This is a genomic window from Beijerinckia sp. L45 (assembly GCF_009765775.1).
Taxonomy (GTDB): domain Bacteria; phylum Pseudomonadota; class Alphaproteobacteria; order Rhizobiales; family Beijerinckiaceae; genus RH-AL1.
Genome location: NZ_LMUU01000209.1, coordinates 1 through 19,080, shown reverse-complemented (window position 1 = coordinate 19,080; position 19,080 = coordinate 1). Strand labels below are relative to the sequence as shown.

General features: G+C 65.3%; 21 protein-coding genes, 1 tRNA gene and 1 pseudogene. 7 read left to right on the top strand and 16 right to left on the bottom strand.

The genetic code is table 11. The annotated features are described in order from the left end of the window. Positions 1-287: 287 nt before the first annotated feature. The 5 genes from GSQ79_RS21830 (at position 288) to GSQ79_RS21810 (ending at position 3,434) form a co-directional block, all read left to right on the top strand. On the top strand, positions 288-1,493 hold the full coding sequence (locus GSQ79_RS21830; RefSeq protein ID WP_158810891.1) for a site-specific DNA-methyltransferase: 1,206 nt from the start codon (positions 288-290) through the stop codon (positions 1,491-1,493). An 87-nt stretch (positions 1,494-1,580) separates the two neighbouring features. After that, positions 1,581-1,656: transfer RNA gene (locus GSQ79_RS21825), tRNA-Phe, on the top strand. 203 nt (positions 1,657-1,859) lie between these two features. Next, a complete protein-coding gene (locus GSQ79_RS21820) occupies positions 1,860-2,405 on the top strand; it encodes an NUDIX domain-containing protein (protein WP_158810890.1) in 546 nt (181 codons plus the stop codon). A 518-nt stretch (positions 2,406-2,923) separates the two neighbouring features. Beyond that, positions 2,924-3,157: a hypothetical protein gene (locus GSQ79_RS21815; protein WP_158810889.1), complete on the top strand. Its 234-nt coding sequence runs from the start codon at positions 2,924-2,926 to the stop codon at positions 3,155-3,157. Positions 3,158-3,248: 91 nt separating this feature from the next. Beyond that, on the top strand, positions 3,249-3,434 hold the full coding sequence (locus GSQ79_RS21810) for a hypothetical protein (RefSeq protein WP_158810888.1): 186 nt from the start codon (positions 3,249-3,251) through the stop codon (positions 3,432-3,434). Between the two features lie 84 nt (positions 3,435-3,518). Here the strand turns inward: GSQ79_RS21810 and GSQ79_RS21805 are convergent, their stop codons facing one another. The 6 genes from GSQ79_RS21805 to GSQ79_RS21780 form a co-directional block, all read right to left on the bottom strand. Further along, on the bottom strand, positions 3,519-4,304 hold the full coding sequence (locus tag GSQ79_RS21805; protein WP_158810887.1) for an outer membrane protein: 786 nt from the start codon (positions 4,302-4,304) through the stop codon (positions 3,519-3,521). Between the two features lie 156 nt (positions 4,305-4,460). Further along, complete coding sequence (locus tag GSQ79_RS21800) at positions 4,461-5,036, bottom strand: histidine phosphatase family protein (protein ID WP_158810886.1); 576 nt, start codon at positions 5,034-5,036, stop codon at positions 4,461-4,463. 33 nt (positions 5,037-5,069) lie between these two features. Then, entirely contained in the window at positions 5,070-7,331 is a 2,262-nt protein-coding gene (locus GSQ79_RS21795; RefSeq protein WP_158810892.1) for a xanthine dehydrogenase family protein molybdopterin-binding subunit, read from the bottom strand. 7 nt (positions 7,332-7,338) lie between these two features. Then, positions 7,339-8,403, bottom strand: a complete 1,065-nt coding sequence (locus GSQ79_RS21790; protein WP_158810885.1) for a xanthine dehydrogenase family protein subunit M — start codon at positions 8,401-8,403, stop codon at positions 7,339-7,341. Continuing rightward, a complete protein-coding gene (locus GSQ79_RS21785; RefSeq protein ID WP_158810884.1) occupies positions 8,400-8,897 on the bottom strand; it encodes a (2Fe-2S)-binding protein in 498 nt (165 codons plus the stop codon). The genes GSQ79_RS21790 and GSQ79_RS21785 overlap by 4 nt, the downstream gene beginning before the upstream one ends. Before the next feature lie 163 nt (positions 8,898-9,060). Further along, the gene (locus tag GSQ79_RS21780; protein WP_158810883.1) at positions 9,061-9,243 is read right to left on the bottom strand and encodes a hypothetical protein; all 183 of its coding nucleotides are present in this window, start codon (positions 9,241-9,243) and stop codon (positions 9,061-9,063) included. Positions 9,244-9,449: 206 nt separating this feature from the next. Here GSQ79_RS21780 and GSQ79_RS21775 point away from each other — a divergent pair, with 206 nt between their 5' ends. Together GSQ79_RS21775 and GSQ79_RS21770 are read left to right on the top strand one after the other, a co-directional pair. Continuing rightward, positions 9,450-9,662, top strand: coding sequence for a hypothetical protein (locus tag GSQ79_RS21775; protein WP_158810882.1), 213 nt, complete (start codon positions 9,450-9,452; stop codon positions 9,660-9,662). Between the two features lie 107 nt (positions 9,663-9,769). Next, a complete protein-coding gene (locus GSQ79_RS21770) occupies positions 9,770-10,000 on the top strand; it encodes a hypothetical protein (RefSeq protein ID WP_158810881.1) in 231 nt (76 codons plus the stop codon). 31 nt (positions 10,001-10,031) lie between these two features. Here the strand turns inward: GSQ79_RS21770 and GSQ79_RS21765 are convergent, their stop codons facing one another. The 10 genes and pseudogenes from GSQ79_RS21765 to GSQ79_RS21720 all read right to left on the bottom strand — a co-directional run. Continuing rightward, the gene (locus GSQ79_RS21765; RefSeq protein ID WP_158810880.1) at positions 10,032-10,472 is read right to left on the bottom strand and encodes a hypothetical protein; all 441 of its coding nucleotides are present in this window, start codon (positions 10,470-10,472) and stop codon (positions 10,032-10,034) included. Positions 10,473-10,801: 329 nt separating this feature from the next. Continuing rightward, on the bottom strand, positions 10,802-11,032 hold the full coding sequence (locus GSQ79_RS21760; protein ID WP_158810879.1) for a hypothetical protein: 231 nt from the start codon (positions 11,030-11,032) through the stop codon (positions 10,802-10,804). Between the two features lie 138 nt (positions 11,033-11,170). Then, a complete protein-coding gene (gmk, locus tag GSQ79_RS21755) occupies positions 11,171-11,854 on the bottom strand; it encodes a guanylate kinase (protein ID WP_158810878.1) in 684 nt (227 codons plus the stop codon). A gap of 5 nt (positions 11,855-11,859) precedes the next feature. Continuing rightward, entirely contained in the window at positions 11,860-12,741 is an 882-nt protein-coding gene (locus tag GSQ79_RS21750; RefSeq protein WP_158810877.1) for a YicC/YloC family endoribonuclease, read from the bottom strand. 270 nt (positions 12,742-13,011) lie between these two features. Beyond that, positions 13,012-14,679 carry an endolytic transglycosylase MltG gene (gene mltG / locus GSQ79_RS21745; RefSeq protein ID WP_158810876.1) on the bottom strand — a complete coding sequence of 556 codons (1,668 nt, stop codon included), beginning with the start codon at positions 14,677-14,679 and terminating at the stop codon, positions 13,012-13,014. Positions 14,680-14,909: 230 nt separating this feature from the next. Then, positions 14,910-16,169 carry a beta-ketoacyl-ACP synthase II gene (gene fabF, locus GSQ79_RS21740; protein ID WP_158810875.1) on the bottom strand — a complete coding sequence of 420 codons (1,260 nt, stop codon included), beginning with the start codon at positions 16,167-16,169 and terminating at the stop codon, positions 14,910-14,912. Positions 16,170-16,378: 209 nt separating this feature from the next. Beyond that, a complete protein-coding gene (locus GSQ79_RS21735) occupies positions 16,379-16,621 on the bottom strand; it encodes an acyl carrier protein (protein WP_158810874.1) in 243 nt (80 codons plus the stop codon). Between the two features lie 259 nt (positions 16,622-16,880). Further along, positions 16,881-17,621 carry a 3-oxoacyl-[acyl-carrier-protein] reductase gene (gene fabG / locus GSQ79_RS21730; RefSeq protein ID WP_158810873.1) on the bottom strand — a complete coding sequence of 247 codons (741 nt, stop codon included), beginning with the start codon at positions 17,619-17,621 and terminating at the stop codon, positions 16,881-16,883. Between the two features lie 23 nt (positions 17,622-17,644). Further along, positions 17,645-18,598 carry an ACP S-malonyltransferase gene (fabD, locus tag GSQ79_RS21725; protein ID WP_158810872.1) on the bottom strand — a complete coding sequence of 318 codons (954 nt, stop codon included), beginning with the start codon at positions 18,596-18,598 and terminating at the stop codon, positions 17,645-17,647. Between the two features lie 120 nt (positions 18,599-18,718). Then, positions 18,719-19,080, bottom strand: a pseudogene (locus tag GSQ79_RS21720) (MFS transporter); the annotation flags it as partial.

Here is a 19,080-nt window from a genome sequence, read left to right as displayed (position 1 = left end):
GCGCCGGCTCTGCGCGGTGCATCCGGTCTATGGCTTCAGCCGCCACGCCGGCTACGGCACGCGGGCGCATCTCGCCGCCATCGCGCAACACGGGCCAAGCCCCTACCACCGCCTGACCTTCGCGCCGTTCCGCCTCGTCTGAGCGCGCAACCGCCGCTGCCCTTCCGAACAATTTGATTCAAATATGTCCGAAAAGGGCACAGCGCCGTTCCGGCCTCCCTAACGCGCCCTTTACCTCGCCCGAGCAATGTCACGATTGTTAGTTCGTTGCGTACCGGGTTGTGTTCATGCGTATCGCGCAAGCCGAAGCTTTCGGCTCGAAGTCTCAGATTCAGGTCTCGCGTACTGAGACTTCGAGAGCGCGGCGCATGCCCGCCCCGGTGGCGACACCGACATTGCCGCGCGATCAGATCCTGATCGGCGACTGCATCGAGATGATCAATCGGCTGCCCGCCGAGAGCGTCGATCTCGTCTTCGCGGACCCGCCCTACAACCTCCAGCTCGAAGGCGCGCTGTCGCGGCCGGATCAAAGCGTTGTCGATGCCGTCGATAACGATTGGGACAAGTTCTCCAGCTTCGCCGTCTACGATCAGTTCACCCGCGACTGGCTGAAAGCCGTGCGCCGGGTGATGAAGAAGAACGCCACGCTCTTCGTCATTGGTTCGTATCACAACATTTATCGCGTCGGCTCGACGCTGCAGGACCAGGGTTTTTGGATCCTTAACGACATCGTTTGGCGCAAAGCCAATCCGATGCCGAACTTTCGCGGCCGCCGCTTCACCAACGCCCACGAGACGCTGATCTGGGCGGCGAAAGACGCCGACGCCAAGGCCTATACGTTCAACTACGAAGCGCTGAAGGCCGGCAACGAGGATTGTCAGGTGCGCTCGGATTGGTTCTTTCCGCTCTGCACCGGCGCCGAGCGGCTGAAGGATGCCGACGGACGCAAGACCCACCCGACGCAAAAGCCCGAAGCCTTGATCGGCCGCATCCTGCTCAGCACCACCAAGGTCGGCGACGTCGTGCTCGACCCGTTCTTCGGCTCCGGCACGACCGGCGCCGTGGCCAAGCGCCTGCGCCGCTCCTTCGTCGGCGTCGAGCGCGACACCGGCTACGCCGCGGCGGCGCTGGCCCGCATTAGTGCCGTCGAGCCTCTCGACGAGGCTTTGCTGCAGCCCTCGCCGACCAAACGCGGCGAGGCGCGCATCGCCTTCCTCTCGCTGGTCGAGGCCGGCCTGATCAAGCCGGGCGAGATCCTGTTCGACGACAAGCGCCGCCATTCCGTCGTGGTCCAGGCCGACGGCACGGTGGCGCTCGGCGCGATCGTCGGCTCGATCCACAAGATCGGCGCTTTGGTCCAGGGCCTGCCCGCCTGCAACGGCTGGACGTTCTGGCATCGGGTGGAGGGCCAAAGCGACGAGGCGATCGACGAAGCGCGCATCCGCTTCCGCACCCGATCGGGCAGCGCCGAGGGCCTCGGGACGGCCGACTGACTTTCCCATAAGATTGCGCGCGGCGACTATGGACAAGCCGGAAGACGCTCTTCTATAAGGGCGCTCCGCTGTCGTTCGCGACACGGCGCCCGGGTAGCTCAGTTGGTAGAGCATGCGACTGAAAATCGCAGTGTCGGTGGTTCGAATCCGCCCCCGGGCACCACCTTAATGTTCGCTTAGTTTCTTTGCGGTTCATTGAAGGTCTCGGCCTCCCAAGATCGATGGCTGACCGTCTTTTCGGTTTGTGGCCCAGGGCAGTTTTCACGGCCTCGCCGTAGACTTTGCCGTTCAACATCATGCGGGCGGCCCACGAAGCGCGACGCGCTCTTGATTTTGCCGACGCGATCGTTGGCGCAAGGAAGTCCCATGTCGAAGCGATGCGTCGATATCGTCGCCTGCCTGGATGCCATGGAGCGTGGCGACCTCGACCCCAAGATTGGTTTGCCGGACCCTTTGTTCCACCTGGCGCTCGCCATCACACCGATGATCAATGTCGATTTGGTCGTGCGGGACGAGCATGGCCGCGTGCTCGTCGCCTGGCGCGATGATGCGTTTGGCCGGGGCTGGCACATCCCCGGCGGGATCATTCGGCGCAGCGAATCCTTTGCCGATCGGATCGCGGCCGTGGCGCGCCTGGAGCTGGCGACGAGCGTGATCGCAGAGGATTCCCCCTATCGCGTCCTGCAGATCCCCGATGAAGGCCGCGGCCATTTCATATCCTTGGTGTTCCGCTGCGTTCTGGTTCGTCCCTATGCGAGCGACGACGCGTTTGCCGAAAACCCGTCGGATCCGCAGCCGGGCCAGTTGCTCTGGTCGGACGGCATGCCGGAGCCTGCGTATCCGGCCCATCAGGTGTATCGAACGCTCCTCGTCCCTCGGCATTTCGCCAAGAGCGCTGTCGCCGTCGGCTAGGACCGGTTCGACAGCACGACAGAAGAGTTCGCGGCCGAGCTGGATCCTGGCGTCACCGCCCGCGTTCATGACATGGATCGGTTGGACGCCATCCCGGCAGGTCTGTTCGCCGGAGGCGGGCTGATCAAACAGCCGAACGTGCTTATCTCCAGGGGACCGCGGCGCCGTAGCGCCCGCGACACCATGAGGATCGATCATGCGAACGCATTTTTTAGTCCTGACAGCCGCCTCCGCCCTCATGCTTGCCGGCGGCTTCGGACCGGCGCTGGCGAAACATCGCCATGTTGCGGTCGCGCATCATCATCGGCCGGCTCCGGTTGCCATCCAACAACAGGCGCCGCCGCCGAGCCCGTCCCCGGGGAGCGATTACCGGAACCATATCGTGGAAGACGGGATGACTCAGGATCAACTGGATCGCGCGACCGGGCGGTGACCGGTCCGACCGGCGTTGGCGCATCGCGCAACGCTTGACGCTCTCGCCCGTTGGATAGGTCCGACACTCCAACTGGTGAGACACAATGGCCTTCTCCAAACCTCTTCTGACCGTTCTCGCGGGCGGTTGCCTGTTTTTCGCCGCGACCGCCTCCGGGCAGGCTGCGGGTGCAGACGGAAGCGCCGGCCGGATGTGGACCGGATCGCATCACCGCATGCATGCGCGGATGCAGCATCGCGGCAATTCCACGCGAAGCCTGGAAAACGGCACGGCGTCCGGCAAAGGCAGCGGCCCGCACGGCGGCAGCCCGAATGGCTGATGCTCTCCTGGCCGCAAACGAGAAGCCGCCGCGGGGCGGCTTTTTCGTTTGTCACGGCCGGATCGACGATCAACTCAAATGGAGACCTGGAATGCCCACCGATCTTCCGCCCGACTACAAGCCCCAGCCACACCCCGAGGCCGATGCGCCGAGCCCCGGCGCTGTTCCCACGCCACCCGGCAGCGATTCGCCGCGTCCTCCGAGCGAGCCGCAGGTGGGTCCCGACGTCTCGGTTCCCGGTGCCGTCCCCTCGCCGGCCGGGCTTCCGAGCTTTTGACGCGTCAACGCCGCGACTCGTCGTGCACGCAACAAAAAAGGGCCGCTCTTTCGAGCGGCCCTTTTTCGTTGTGCTTAGACGATCTCAGTAGCGCGCGACGACCGGGGTCGCGAGCGGTGCGAAGGTGTCGAACTTGTAGCTGAAGCCAGCCTGGACGCGGTTGTCGGTCTCGTGATGACGGACGGCCACGCCACCCGCGGTCGCGTTGCCGAGGACATCGGTATAGTGACCGAAATCGGTGTAGCGATATTCAGCGCGCAGCGACCAGTTGTTGGTGATGGCGTATTCCACGCCGCCGCCGACGGTGTAGCCAACGCGGGTGTGGCTGAGCGAGTCGGACGCGCCGGTGAGCGTGTTGACGTAGGTGTTGTGGAGACCGCCGAAGGCCGCACCACCCGTCGCGTAGAACAGGGTGCGATCGACCGCGAAGCCGAGACGGCCGCGGATCGAGCCCTGGATGTTGTCACGGCTGGTGACGGCGATGCCGCCGAGGCCGTAGTTGCCCTTGGCCGACGTGCCGTCGACGTCGCCTTCGACACCGATCACGCCACCGGCGCCAAGGAAGCCGCCGAGCGGCAGCGACTGCGTCGAGAAGTTGTAGCCGATGTGGGCGCCACCGATGATGCCGTTTTCCTTGGCGCTCGTCGAAGCCAGGCCGATGCCGGTCCCGGTTGCGCTGGCAAAGGAGCTGTCACGGTTGAAGGCGTAGCCGACCTGGCCACCGACGTAGGCGCCCGTCCATGTGAAGACCGGGATGACCGGGACGGGTGCGTACACCGGGGGAGCGCGGCGCGACGGAAGGTCGGCGGCGAAAGCGGTGGTGGAGAGCAGTGCGAGGGCGAATGCCGCTCCGAAAGATTTGGTGTTCATGTGAGTTTCCCTCGACACGTGTTGCGATGACGGGAGAAGAACGCCCCAATCGTGTTCAAAGATGCGGCGGCGACGGCCACAATGGCTGCTTAAACCAAGCTGTTGCACGAAGGCCGCAGTTTGCCCATTGTTTGGGCATCCGCGGCAGGGCCGAGATTACGCCGCCACTTTCGTCATCGGCGCGTCGGTATCGCCGACCAAAAGCCGCGGCGACAGTTGGCGGAACGACCAGGGATCGCTCGGCGTCGCCCGGTCGAACCGGAGCGCGATGTCGAACCGATCGGAGTCCCATTTCAGGGGAACACCGGGCAAGCGCTGGTCGCCGCACAGCGCTGGCACGATCGTCTTGGCGATGGCTTTGTGTTCCCAGAACACGAGGACGACACCTGTGAGCTTGGTGATTTCCGCGACCAGATCGTCTTCCTCGCCGACCGCCCATGTGGTCACGGGGTCGCGATGCAGGCGATTCGCGGTCGGCCCTGCCGTCTCGAAGGGACGGCGGCTGTCATCCTTGCCGGTGTCCGGCGCCGCCGCGTAAACGATGCCGGGCACGGGATAGTCCGGGCCGCCGAGCCCGGTGCCGAAGAGCGCCGCCCAGGCGCCAGAGCGCTGCCAGCCTCGGACGATCAGCGACTTGTCGTCATCCGTCCCATCGACACTCGTGCCCCCGCCCGGGAAATCGCTCCCGGGTTTTTCGCCATGCCGAACAAAAATGAGGGTCAGGTTCGACATGGCGTGTCCCGTGGCGGTAGCGCGCCCCGCAGGCTAGATGTCGCCGGGGCGCTCGAGCAAAGTGTCCAGCGTGATCGGGAATGCACGGGCACGGACACCGGTTGCATGCCAAACCGCATTGGCAATGGCGCCGACCGTCCCGGTGATCCCGATCTCACCGACGCCCTTCAGCCCCAGCACGTTGACGTGCGGATCGTGCTCTTCGACGAGAATCGCCTCGATCAGCGGCACGTCGGCATTCACCGGCACATGGTACTCGGCGAGATTGGCGTTCATCAGCCGCCCGGAGCGGGGATCGGCGGCCGCGTGCTCGTGCAGCGCGAAACCGACGCCCCAGATCATGCCGCCATAGTACTGGCTGCGCACCATGCGCGGATTGATGATACGCCCGGCGGCGAACGCACCCACGAGACGCGTGACGCGGATCTGGCCGAAATCCGGATCGACCTTCACCTCGGCGAAGACCGCGCCGTGCGAATGCATGGCGTAGCTCTCCTGCATCGAGGGGTTCGGGCCGGCGCTGCCCTTGCCATCGATCTCGGCGAGGCCGGCGCGCGCGAGAATGCTCGCATAGCTCTCGCCGCGACTCTCGTCGTCCTGGCGAACCAGCCGTCCGTCCCGCGGGACGACACCCGAATTGCCCGCGCCGAACAGCGGCGAGCGCTCATCGCTGGTCGCTAGAGCGGCGAGTTTCTTGATCACGTCGGCGGCCGCATGGTGGATCGCCGAGCCGGCCGTTGCCGTCCCCGCAGAACCACCGGCAATGCCGCCCGTGGGCAGCGCCGAGGATCCGATCTCGAGGTCGAGCTTATCGTAATCGACGCCGAGGCCGTCGGCTGCGATCTGGGCGAGGCTGGTCCAGGCACCCTGCCCCATGTCCTGCGCGCCAATCTCGACACGGGCCGATCCGTCGACGCGCAGCACCGCCCGCGCTTCGCTCGGGAAGATCATCGCGGGAAAGGTCGCGGTCCCCACGCCCCAGCCGACGAGAAGACCATCGTCATCACGCATCTGCCGCGGAGCGCGGGGCCGCGAGGCCCAGCCGAACCGCGCGGCGCCCTGCGCATAGCATTGCCGCAGAGCCTTCGAAGAAAACGGCTTGCCGGTGATCGGCTCGATCTCGGCGTAGTTGCGCAGACGGAAATCCAGCGGGTCCATCCCCGCCTTCACCGCGAGTTCGTCGATCGCGCATTCCAGCGCGGCGCTGCCCGGCGCTTCGCCCGGCGCACGCATGAAGATCGGCGTACCGATGTCGGCGCGGACGCCTTCATGCGACGTCGCGATGGCCGGCGAGGCGTAGAGATGCCGCGAGGTCGTCCCCGCCGGCTCGAAGAAGTCGTCGTAGAAGCTCGTCGTCGTGAGGGTGTTGTGTTCGAGGGCGGTAAGGCCGCCCGTGGAGTCGGCGCCAAGACGCAGCGTCTGGCGGGTCTCGCCGCGATGCCCGACCGGACCGAACATCTGTTCGCGGCGCAGCACCAGCTTGACCGGACGCCCGACGAAGCGCGCCGCCATGATGCCGAGGACCTGGGGGCCGGAGAACAGTCCCTTCGCGCCGAAACCACCACCGAGGAACGGGCTCTTGATCAGGATGTTGGCGGGATCGATGCCGAACAGCCCGGCGATGCGTCCCTGCGCCATGGTCAGGCCCTGGCTCGGGGTGTGGAGGACGAGCTTGTCGCCGTCCCATTCCGCAACGGTCGCGTGCGGCTCGAGCGGATTGTGGTACTGCGCCGGCGTTTCGTAGGTCGCCTCGAACCGCGTGGCGGCCTCGGCAAGACCGGCTTCGATGTCGCCGATGCCACCCTTGGCCGGGGCGCCGGCGCCAACCGCCTGCAAGGCGAAGGCCGCGCTCCCGTCGAGACCGATCCGGGCCGGCTCTTCCGCGTAGCGAGGACGCAGCAGCGCCACGCCCTCGGTAGCGGCTTCGAGCGTTTCGGCGATGACGACGGCGATCGGCTGGTTGGCGAAGCGCACGGAGTCATTTTGCAGGACGTTCATTCGGAACATGAAACCATGGTCCTTATCGTCCGGCGATTTCGCGAGCTTTGGCGCGTTCGCCGGCGTCATCACCTTGACGACCCCGGGGTGGGCTTCGGCAGCCGCGACGTCGAGATGCGTGACGCGACCGCGCGAAATCCCGCTGACCGCCATGACGGCGTGAAGGAGACCCGGCGGATTGTAATCGGCGGCATAACCGGCTTGGCCTGTGACCTTCAGATGGCCTTCACGGCGGGTCACCGGCTGGCCGATACTGGAGCCATGGCGACTGCGCTCGATCGCGGCGACGTTAGGCATGGTGATGTCAGACATGAGCGCTCACTTCCTGGGTCGGAGCCAAGGCAAAGGGCGATGCGGGCAGCGCGGGCACACGATCCGGCGTCCCCGCCGCAGCGAGAGTCAGCGCCCGCACGATGATGCGGCGCGCGAGCTCGATCTTGAACCCATTGTCGCCGCAAGGCCTGGCCTCCGCCAAGGCGAGCGCCGCGGCGTCCCGGAAAACGGTTGCACCCGGCAATGCGCCGGCCAGCAGATCTTCCGCAGCACGCGCCCGCCACGGCTTCAGCGCGACGCCACCGAGCGCGAGCCGCGCCGACACGATGGTCCCCTGGTCGAGACGCAGCGCCGCGCCCGCCGACACGACGGCAAAGGCGTAGGACGTGCGTTCGCGAACCTTCAGGTAGCGCGCATTGCCGGCATAGGCCGCGGCCTCGGCGGGAAGCCGGATGGCGGTAATCACGTCGCCCGGCTCCAACACCGTCTCGCGCTCGGGCGTGTTGCCGGGCAAACGATGCAGGGCTTCGAGCGGGACGTCGCGGCGGCCGGCCCGGCCTTCGATCTCGACGACCGCGTCGAGGGCGACGAGCGGAACGCAGAAGTCGGACGGGTGCGTCGCGATGCAGTGTTCGCTCCAGCCGAGGACCGCATGCAGGCGCGTCAGGCCGCCGATCGCGCCGCAGCCCGTGCCGGGGTCACGCTTGTTGCAGACGCTGGCGGCGTCGTAAAAATACTGGCATCGGGTCCGCTGCAGGACATTGCCCGCCGCCGTCGCGGCGTTGCGCAATTGCGCCGATGCACCCGACAGGAGTGCCTCGGCGACGGAGGGGAAGCGGTTGGCGAATCGGGGGTCGTGGGCGAGATCGCTGTTGCGGACCAGCGCGCCGATGCGCACGCCACCATCCTGCAGCCATTCGATCGTCGACAGGCCGGGAAGCCGCGTGACATCGACGAGCCGCGCGGGCCGGCTGATGTTGCCCTTCATCAGGTCGAGCAGGTTGGTCCCGCCGCCGAGGAACGCCGTCTCGGGCTGCGCGCCGGACGCGACGGCATCCGCAATCGTTGTCGGACGATCGTAAGCAAAGGGCCTCATGCCGCCTCTCCTTTGTGCTCGAGCTGCATCCGCGCCTGGGCTTCGAGGATCGCTTCGGTGATGCCGGCATAGGCGCCGCATCGGCACAGATTGCCGCTCATCCCTTCACGGATGCGTTCGGGATCGTCGCCTGCGAGCCCCTCGCGGATCAGGCCGATCGCGCTCATGATCTGTCCGGGGGTACAGAAGCCGCACTGCAAACCATCGTTCTCGATAAAGGCCGCCTGGACCGGATGCAGCGTGTCGCCATGGGCGACGCCTTCGATCGTGGTGACGACGGCGCCGTCGAGGCTGACGGCAAGGGCGAGACAGGAATTGACCCGCCTGTCGTCGACGAGAACGGTACAGGCGCCGCACTGGCCGCGGTCGCAGCCTTTTTTCGTCCCCGTGAGATCGAGGCGTTCGCGAAGAAGGTCGAGCAGGGTAATGCGGGGATCATCGATCGCGACGACGCGATGAAGCCCGTTGATCGTAAGAGCGATGTCGAAGCTCATGAATGTTCCTCTGGACGTCGGCGTCGTGGCTACGGACGCCTTTCGCGGCACGCCATGCCGTTACGGCATTTAGCGTTCCAACTCTAGCGACACCAGAGATCTTAGAGCGAGGCGCCCTCCGGCGCCAACACGCGCCAGACGGCGCGACCTGAAACTGAACCGCTCAGTCCGGCAGAGCCTCGCCGTTCTGGGCTTTGAGCATGGCCCTCAGGCTTTCGAGTTCGGCATGCAGATCCTTCATTGCCCGGAGCGCGACGGAAATCTTCGACAGCAGAAGAGCGCTTCGGTCCCCGCCCTGGTTGAGTTCGCTGCGATTTGGAAACTGAACAATATTCGAATCTGGCATAAGGCCTCCAGGGAGCGAACCGCTGACTTAGAGGTCTTGTTCCCCTGGCAGGGGCCGCAGCGGAAACGTGGTTAAGATCCGCGCGGCTGCCTTGGCCCGATTGGATCGACCTTTGCATCATGGGAGACGTCCTCGGTACGGCGCCGGATCGCTTGACTCACAAGCGCATCGACGTTTCCCTGAGGTCGTTATGGGGAGGAAATTGCATGAAATTTTTGCTTCGTGGACTTGGTGTTGCCGCCCTCATTGGCGTCGCGACGCAGCCGGCGTCCGCCTTCGTGATCGGCGATGGCGGCCCGCTCTGTGCGTTCATGTCGATCGATTGTCCGCCGGAACCGGCGCCCGCTCCGGCGGCTGCCGCACCGGCGCCCGTAAAACACGTCGCGCACCATAAGCACAAGGCCAAGCCGAAAGCCTGAGGCGCCGCTGGCGCATCCGGGTCGGAGCGTATTTTCGCGAATATGCTCCGGCATCGGTCTTTCCCAAGCCAGGCGCAATCTGGGCTCTTTGCAAAGCAGCACCGGCGATGACCAAAGAACCGAAAACGAGTGCCGAATCGCAGGCCCTTTTCGATGCCGAACTCGCCAAGCTGAGCGTGGCGGACAAGCTGAAGATCCAGCCCGTCGCCAGCAATGCGCGCCTCACATCATCGGTGTTCGAGGCCGGCGCCGGCAAGGTCGATGCGACATCGCCCGAGACCGATCAGGACGCGATCGACAGGCTTCAGGATCGATACGATCGTTCCGACGAGCCGTAGCGCCGGCCTGCGACCGCGCCCTTCATCATGATCAGGGGGTTGGCCCGATGATCAAAAAGATCCGGTCCTTGGACGAGGTCAGCACCGAATAGGGCACACCGACCGGCGCGTCGACGACGGCAGCCTTGAGACCGGCGGCGCCAAGCCGATCGAGCACAGGTTTGGGGTCATGCCCGTTGGCATAGACCCGGATGCCCGGCTCCATCCGATTCGAGAATGTCAGCGTCCAGCGCCGCAGGTCGGCGGGATTTCCCAGTGCGGTGACGACGGTTTTCGCGACGTCGTCCGATCCCCGCGAGCTTTCCGACAGGACAAAAACCGGCGCCGTCTTCAAAGGTTCGGAATTTGGTTTTGCCGCCGACGGACCGGCGGCGAGGAGAACGGCCAGCAGGCCTGCCCACGCGAACTCGTACCGATACGACGCGATCCACTGTCGCAAATCGGCTGAAACAATCGAGGCGCGCACCATCATCCGCTCCGCTCCACCGTCGATATCGACAAACGGAACGTGCTCCCTTTCCAAGGGCAAAACTATGCGTTGAACGGACGAGGAGCCGAAAGACGGAGGTCGTCTGGAAAGGCATGGATCGCCGCAAATCCGAGGCGCATCTGCCTTGCCGCGCCAGGCACGAAGAGGCGGTGCTTCAGCCGCGACTGCGCCGCGAAACGACCTTCAAAGCGGGAACACCGGACTCATGGTTTGGGCCAGAACTAAAACGTTTCGGGCAGCGGAGGGCCCGGTCGGGCGCAAACTGAAGGTCGCCGCGATGGCATACGACCCCCCCGGCGACCTGCTTTGAATTAGTGGCGCGGGATCGACGCCGACACCGTCCGATGGCGCGGCCGGTGATAGGCGTGATGCATCTTCATGGGCTTGTTCTGTGATCGCAGCTGCTTCTTGCGGACGTCTGCCGGGGCTTCCAAAGCCCGTACGCTCGTATCCGGGGGCGTCTTGTCCTGGGCGAAAGCGGATCCAGCAGCGACGGTCAGGAGCGCCGCGGTCGCAAAGACATAAATGGTCTTACGCATCATGGAATTGTCCTTCAAATCTTCGACAATCCCCCAACGTACGGCAAAGCTAACGGTTCATAACGCGCTCAAATACTTGAGGAATTCACGAAGTTCGCCTCGTGACGCGGAAAAGCGCACGATTTGTAATCATCGTGACGCCTATTCAAGCAACTCGTCGACGAACCGGCCGATCGCTTCTTTCGATCGCGAGGTTTTTCGGCGCTCCGCCTCGATGATCGCGAGAAGATCGGAAAACGTATCCTGAATATCGTCGTTGATCAGCACATAGTCATACTGCGTCCAACGCCGGATCTCGTTGCGGGCGTTGGCGAGGCGGCGGGCGATGGTTTCCGCGGGGTCCTCGGCACGGCGTTCGAGGCGCGCCTGCAGTTCCTGCATCGACGGCGGCAGGATGAAGATGGTGACGACATCCATCCCGCCCTTGGCCTTCACCTGCTGGGTGCCCTGGTAGTCGATGTCGAACAGGACATCCCGCCCCTGCGACAGAATCAGCTCCACCGGCTCACGCGGCGTGCCGTAGAAATTGCCGTGGACCTCCGCCCATTCCAGCAGATCGTCCGCCTCGCGCAGCGCCTCGAACTGTTTTTGCTTGATGAAACGGTAGTGGATCCCGTCGATCTCGCTGGAGCGGCGCGAGCGCGTCGTCACCGAGATCGACAAGGTGAGATCGAGCTCCTGACGTTCCAGAAGCAGCCGGGTCAGCGTGGTCTTGCCCGCCCCGGAGGGCGAGGAGAGGATGAGGATGAAGCCGCGCCGCAGCCCATCGGCGGAGCCTTCATCGGCCACTTCGGCGATGGACAGATGCTGTTCCTCGGCAGTCATGGCACTCACTCGATGTTCTGAACCTGCTCCCGGAACTGCTCGATCTCGACGCGGAGTTCAAGCCCGATCGCGGTCAAAGCCGCATCATTCACCTTCGCGCAGAAGGTATTTGCTTCCCGTCCCAGTTCCTGGGCCAGGAAATCGAGCCGGCGGCCGACCGCCTGGTCGCTGTCGAGCAGCACGCGCACGGCCTCCACATGCGTGGCGAGCCGGTCGAGCTCTTCCCGGACGTCCGCCTTTGCGGCAAGGATCAAGGCCTCCTGGTGAAGTCGGTCCGGGTCCAGCTTGTAGCGGTCACTCAGGGTGGCGATGGTCTGGGCGAGCTTGTCCTGAACCGCACCCGGCTGCCGCTGCGGCGCGCTTTCCGCCTGCTGGGTCAGCCGGGCGATCGCCTCGATCCGCTCCAGCAAGACGGCCAGCAAGGCGCGCCCTTCGTCGGCCCGCATCGCGGTCAAGGCGTCGAGCGCGTGGCCGAGCCCTGCGATGCTGTCGGTGCGCATCGTGGCGGCCGCGGCGTCGTCCGGGGCCGGCTCGAAACTTTCGACGACGCCGCGAACCGCCAGCAGGCCGTTCAAGGACGCCGGTCTGATCGTCGGTGGTACGGTGAGGCTATGAAGCGCCGCGACGAGCGAGGCGAGCACATCGGCGTTGATCCGCACCTGCGAGGGCACCGCATCGCGGAAGACCGTCAGCGTCGCGTGGCAGGTGCCGCGGACCAGGCGCGCACCGATCATCTTGCGCGCTTCCATCTCGACGGCATCGAAGCCCGGGGGCACCCGCAGCCGGATGTCGAGCCCCTTGGCATTGACCGTCTTGATCTCCCAGGACCAGCGGCCGGCCCCGGAGGCGCCGGCGGCGGCGGCAAAGCCCGTCATGGAATTGATCATAGACGTCGTCGATTCAGGAACGAGGGGAAAGGAGGAGCGATATGACGCTCGTCATGCAGGAATTGGCATTGGCACATGTCCGGTGCTGTCACGGACGCCGGGCGGCGCCTAGAGCATCGGACGCAAAAGTTGCAGACTTTTGCGCGCGACCCGATGCTCTAAGTCTTTGAAAAGAGAGCGACGGCTTATCGCTTAAGTGAGTCCACTTCAGCGGCCGGCGCTCTAGCCTTCAGCCCGGTACCGGTCTGGTCGGCGCGACGCAGACGAGGCCTAGGGCCCGGGCTTGCTGAAATCCGGCACCGTCTTCGCCGAGTTCAGGTCGTAGCTCTTGTCCCGCAGGGGATCGAGCGCCGTGCCTTCCGAGACATCGAAGATTTTGGGATGTTCCGGCGGCTTGCGGCCCGCTGCCGCCGCCATCTGCTCCGGCGTCGGACCCGTGGCGAACTTGTCGCCCGGGCTCGAAGGCGCCGCATCGTCGCTCACCGAGCTGACCGGGCCGTCCAACACGCCGGCGGCCGACGGCTCCGCGCCCTTGATCGAAATGCCCAGCGCGTCGATGCCAGGGCTCACCGCAAAGCTTCCGATCGCTGCCGACGCCACCTTGGTCCGCGCGCCGCTACGCTTGATCGTGGCTGCGGGCGCCTCGACGGCGGTCGGCGCGACGGCGTCCGCGATGGGGGCGATCTCCATGCCGTGGCTCTGCGTCGGATCCATGAAAGAGGCGACGTGCGGCTTCGGCGCGGCCTGGTCGAAGCTGCCGAGATCGCCGAACACGCTGTCCGAGGCGTCGCTGCGCTGATTCGGACGCGGGGTGGCGCCAGGGATAGAGGCGGGCACCACCTTGTCGACGTCACCCGCACCCTTCTCCTTGGCGTCGTGCTCGAGCTGTCGCCAGCGAATCACGTTCTTGTTGTGCTGCTCGATCGTATCGGCGAAGGCGTGGCCGCCGGTCCCGTCGGCGACGAAATACAGATCGCCCGTGCGCGACGGGTTGGCGACCGCCTCGAGCGCGGCGCGTCCGGGATTGTCGATCGGGCCAGGCGGCAGACCGTCGATCGTGTAGGTGTTGTAGGCCGTCGGCTTGAGAAGCTCGTCGTGCGAAATCGAATGACCGAGCGTCCCCTGCCCGCCGACCAAGCCATAGACGATGGTCGGATCGGACTGCAGCCGCATATGCTTGCGCAAACGGTTGATGAACACGCCGGCGACGCGCGAGCGCTCATCCGCCTTGCCGGTTTCCTTTTCGACGATCGAGGCCAGCGTCACCATCTCGTAGGGCGAGCGCAACGGCAGGTCCGGCGACCGGCGCGCCCAGATCTGGTCGACGGCCTTGCGCTGGTCGTCCTTCATCTTGCTCAGCAATTCGGCGCGGGTGCTGCCGCGCGCGACCTTGTAGGTTTCGGGCAGGATCGAGCCTTCCTTCGGCGGATCGCGCATGTCGCCGACCAGCACGTCCGCGTCGTGCAGACGCTGGACGACCTGCTGGCTGGTCAGGCCTTCCGGAATCGTGATCGTGTGGAGGATCTGTTTGCCGCTGACGAGCGTCGCGATGACATCGTCGATCGTCGCCTGGCGCTTGAACAGATATTCACCAGCCTTCAGCCGCTCCTTGTCGCCCTGCAGGTTCTTCACCATCAGCGCGATCTGGACCGTAAGCGGGCTTTCGATGACCCCTTCATCCGCGAGCTTGTCGACGATATCGCCGGTGCTGCCCTTCAGGATGAACACGACCTTGTCGGCGGTGAGCGGGCCGGGCTCGCGCAGACGATGCTCGCCCCAGACCACGGCGAGCATGGCGCCGAGCGCGATGATCAGCACGAAGGAGAACAGGCCGCTCAACGCCGACAGACGGCGGCGCTTGCGGCTCGGCGGCAGCATCGGCGGCGGCGGTGGCGCGGCCTCGGGCTGAAGGGCTTCGTTGGGGCTTTGTGGCGTCATCCTGCGACCAAGCGAGTACCGGTTCGACGAGGAACGATCCATGTCAAAGGGCGCGGCTTCTGATCCGGCGGGAGGAAGCAAAGCGCTCATACGCGTACGCACTCTTGTTCGACATGGGTCGAAACCCAGATTGGGCCGAGACCCGACTGCAGACTAGCCGCCAATATGGCGAAAGCAGGTTGAACCTGCGCTCCCCCGTCTTTTAGCACATCGCGACGACGCGCAAAGCGTCAATGGGCATGGGTGAGGATGAGGCAGGCGTTGGTGCCGCCGAAGCCGAACGAATTCGACAGGACGAATTCGATGTCGCGCTTGCGGGCTTCGAGGGGCACCAGATCGATCTGCATCGAAGCCGGCGGATTGTGCAGGTTGAGCGTCGGCGGCGCGATCTGGTCGCGAAGCGCCAAAATGCTGAAGACCGCCTCGACCGCGCCGGCGGCGCCAAGAAGATGCCCGATCGCCGACTTGGTCGACGACATGGAGACCTTGCTCCCCTCGCCCATCAGACGCTGCACGGTGTTGAGCTCGATCTCGTCGCCGAGCGGCGTCGAGGTGCCGTGGGCGTTGATGTAGTCGATGTCCTCGGCGGTGATGCCGGCGCGCTTGATCGCGGCCTGCATGGCGCGGAAGGCGCCATCGCCGGATTCCATCGGCGCGGTGATGTGATAGGCGTCGCCCGACATGCCGTAGCCGACGACTTCGGCATAGATCTTCGCACCGCGCGCCTTGGCGTGCTCGTATTCCTCGAGCACCACGGCGCCGGCGCCTTCGCCCATGACGAACCCGTCGCGGTCGCGGTCGAACGGCCGGGAAGCTTCCTTCGGACGATCGTTGAAGTCGGTCGAAAGTGCCCGGCAGGCCGCGAAGCCCGCGATGCCAAGCCGGTTGACCGCCGATTCGGCGCCGCCTGCCACCATGACCTCGGCATCGCCGAACGCGATGAGACGGGCCGCGTCGCCGATGGCGTGGGTGCCTGACGAACAGGCCGTGACCACCGCGTGGTTCGGACCCTTCAGCTGATGCTGGATCGAGATGTAGCCGCTGGTGAGATTGATGATCCGGCCGGTGACGAAGAACGGCGACACGCGACGCGGGCCCTTCTCCTTCAGGACGATACCTTGTTCGTAGATGCCGCCGAGGCCGCCGATGCCGGAGCCGAAGATGACGCCGGTTTCGATCTGGTCCTGATAGGTGGTCGGCTTCCAGTTCGCGTCGGCCAGCGCCTGGGTGGCGGCGGTCACGGCAAACAGGATGAAGTCGTCGACCTTGCGCTGCTCTTTCGGCTCCATCCAATGATCGGGATTGAAAGTCCCATTGGTGCCGTCGCCGCGGGGAACCTGCATCGCGATGCGGCAGGCGAGGTCATCGGTCTGGAACCCCTGGATCGGTCCTGCGCCGCTTTCGCCAGCGAGCAGAAGCTTCCACGTTTCCTCGACACCGCACGCAAGCGGCGACACCATTCCGAGACCTGTGACGACGACCCTTCGCATACGCGACCTTGATGATGATGGACTGTGAAAACCCGGGCGGGAGACGTCCTCTCGGACGCCGCCGGCCGGGCCGAAACGGATCGATCCGCTCTTACGCCGGTGGGATCACCGGACGTTGCAACGTCATGAACGCGGCTCTCGTGGAAAACGCGAGGAAAGAGACGCTGGTCGCGCTCTTGCCTCGGATCGTCATCGAGATACGGAGGACCTCAGGACGCGGCCGTAGCCTTGTCGAGGAAGCGGACGGCATCGCCGACCGTCACGATCGTCTCGGCTGCATCGTCTGGGATTTCGACGCTGAATTCTTCTTCAAACGCCATGACGAGTTCGACGGTGTCGAGCGAGTCCGCACCGAGATCCTCGATGAAATTGGCATTGTCGACAACCTTGTCGGCATCAACGCCGAGGTGTTCGATTACGATCTTCTTCACGCGCTCGGCGACATCGCTCATAGTCTTGGATCCTCATCCTTCAGGGTCGCGAACACTGCCTACCGTCGTTGCCCATGCCTGAAGCATGGGCCCCCCTCGGTTTGCAGCATCCCAACTGTTCAAGTCTTCACTAGAGATCGGGAAAGCCGGCGTCGAGCCTCGACTTTCCACATATATGGGAATTTTTGAATTCATCCCCACAAGCTGAGCGGCGGTCACTAGCATACTTCTTTAAGCATTGCGAGCCGTCAGCGTTCCGTCAGCACTCAAGCCAAGTGCTTCAAATCATTGCCATTCCACCATTTACATGGAGAGTTTGTCCGGTCACGTAGGCGGCTTCCGCACTGGCCAGATAGACCGCAGCCGCCGCAATGTCGGCCCCCTGCCCCAGTCGCGCCATCGGGACCGCCCCAAGAATCGCCGTCTTCTGCTTCTCGTTGAGCACGTCCGTCATCGGCGTCTCGATGAAGCCCGGCGCGATGCAGTTGGCGGTGACGTTGCGGGTCGCCGCCTCGCCGGCGATCGCCTTGATCATGCCGACCGTCCCGGCCTTGGACGCCGCGTAGTTCGCCTGGCCCGCATTGCCCGTGGTGCCGACAATCGAGGTGATCGCGATGATGCGGCCGTAACGACGGCGCATCATGCCCTTGAGGCACGCCCGGGCCAAGCGGAAGCCGGTGGTGAGATTGACGGCGATGACGCTGTCCCACTCCTCGTCCTTCATCCGCATGAAGAGATTGTCGCGGGTGATGCCGGCATTGTTGACGAGGATATCGATCGGCGCACCCGCCGCGGCTTCCGACGCCGGCACGAGACCCTCGACCGCCGCCACGTCGGTGAGGTCGCAGGGCACTACGAAGGCCCGTTCCCCGAGCGCACCGGCGAGCGTATCCAGCGCGTCGCGCCGCGTGCCGGAAAGGACGACGCTGGCACCCTGCCGGTGCAAAGCCTCGGCGATGGCGCGCCCGATGCCGCCGCTCGCGCCCGTGACGAGAGCGGTCTTACCCGTAAGATCGAACATGGTTGAGGTGTCTCCGGCGCCGCTCAGAGGGCGAGGCGCGCTTGATAGGATTCGATATCGGCCGGCGTGCCGACCGGCAGGCCTGTCGCCTGCTCGGCAATTCGCTTGACCAGACCGGACAGGACCTTGCCGGACCCGCATTCGACGAACAGCGTAACCCCCTGCCCGGCCATGAAGCCGATGCTCTCGCGCCAGCGCACGGTCGCCGTCACCTGGCGGACGAGCAGCTCGCGGATTTGCGCGGGATCGCTGGTCGGCGCGGCCAGCACGTTGGCCACCAGTGGAACGGTCGGCGCGACAATCGTGGTCTCGGCCAGCGCCGCCGCCATCGCGTCGGCCGCCGGCTGCATCAGCGAACAATGGAACGGTGCCGACACCGGAAGCAGGATCGCGCGCTTGACGCCCTGCCCCTTGGCCAGCTCCATCGCCCGCTCCACGGCCGCCTTGGCCCCGGACACGACCACTTGCCCGCCACCATTGTCGTTGGCAACGTCGCAGACACCGAGGCCGGCGCTCGCCGCTTCCGCCGCGATCTCGGCCGCGGTCTCGGCGTTCACACCAATGAAGGCGGCCATCGCGCCTTCCCCAACCTTCACGGCTTTTTGCATCGCCTCGCCGCGCAGGCGCAGCAGCCGCGCCGTCGCGGCCACGCTGAGCGCGCCGGCAGCGGCGAGCGCGGAATATTCGCCGAGCGAATGGCCGGCCACGAAGGCCGCGTCGCGCGACAGATCCAAGCCGGCTTCGGCCTTGAGCACGGTGACGACGGCGAGGCTCACCGCCATCAGCGCCGGCTGGGCGTTGGACGTGAGGGTGAGGTCGCTTTCCGCACCTTCGAACATCAGGGCCGAGAGCTTTTGGCTCAGCGCGTCGTCGACCTCGTCGAAGATCGCGCGCGCTGCCGGAAAGGCCTCGGCGAGCGCTTTGCCCATGCCGATGGACTGCGACCCCTGGCCGGGAAAGACGAAGGCGTGGGTCATCGAAACTCTGGAAACATCATGTGCGTCATGGGCCGCGAGTTCGCATCGCGGGCCGGTCGAGTCAAGCAAGCCGGACGGCCGCGCTGTTGAGGCGTGGTGCGATTGTCGCGACAGAAACGCCTAAGCGCCGTCCTGGGCGCACAGCTCCCTCTGCTCGCGCGCATTCAACCGCACCGCCAGATAAAGCCCCGCCGCGAGCAGCAGGCCGACCAGCGCCATGATCCCCGGCCAGCCGAAATGCGCCCAGAACACGCCGCCGAGCGACCCGAAGATGCTCGACCCCGCATAATAGGCGAAGAGGTACAGCGACGCCGCCTGGGCACGGGCCACCAGAGCGCGGCGGCTGACCCAGCCGCTGGCGATCGAATGCGCGCCGAAAAATCCGCAAGTCAGCATCACGATGCCGACGATGGAAATGACGAGGTTGCTCGTCGCCGTGAGGATAAGGCCGACCAGCATCAGGCCCATCGCCGCGCCGATCA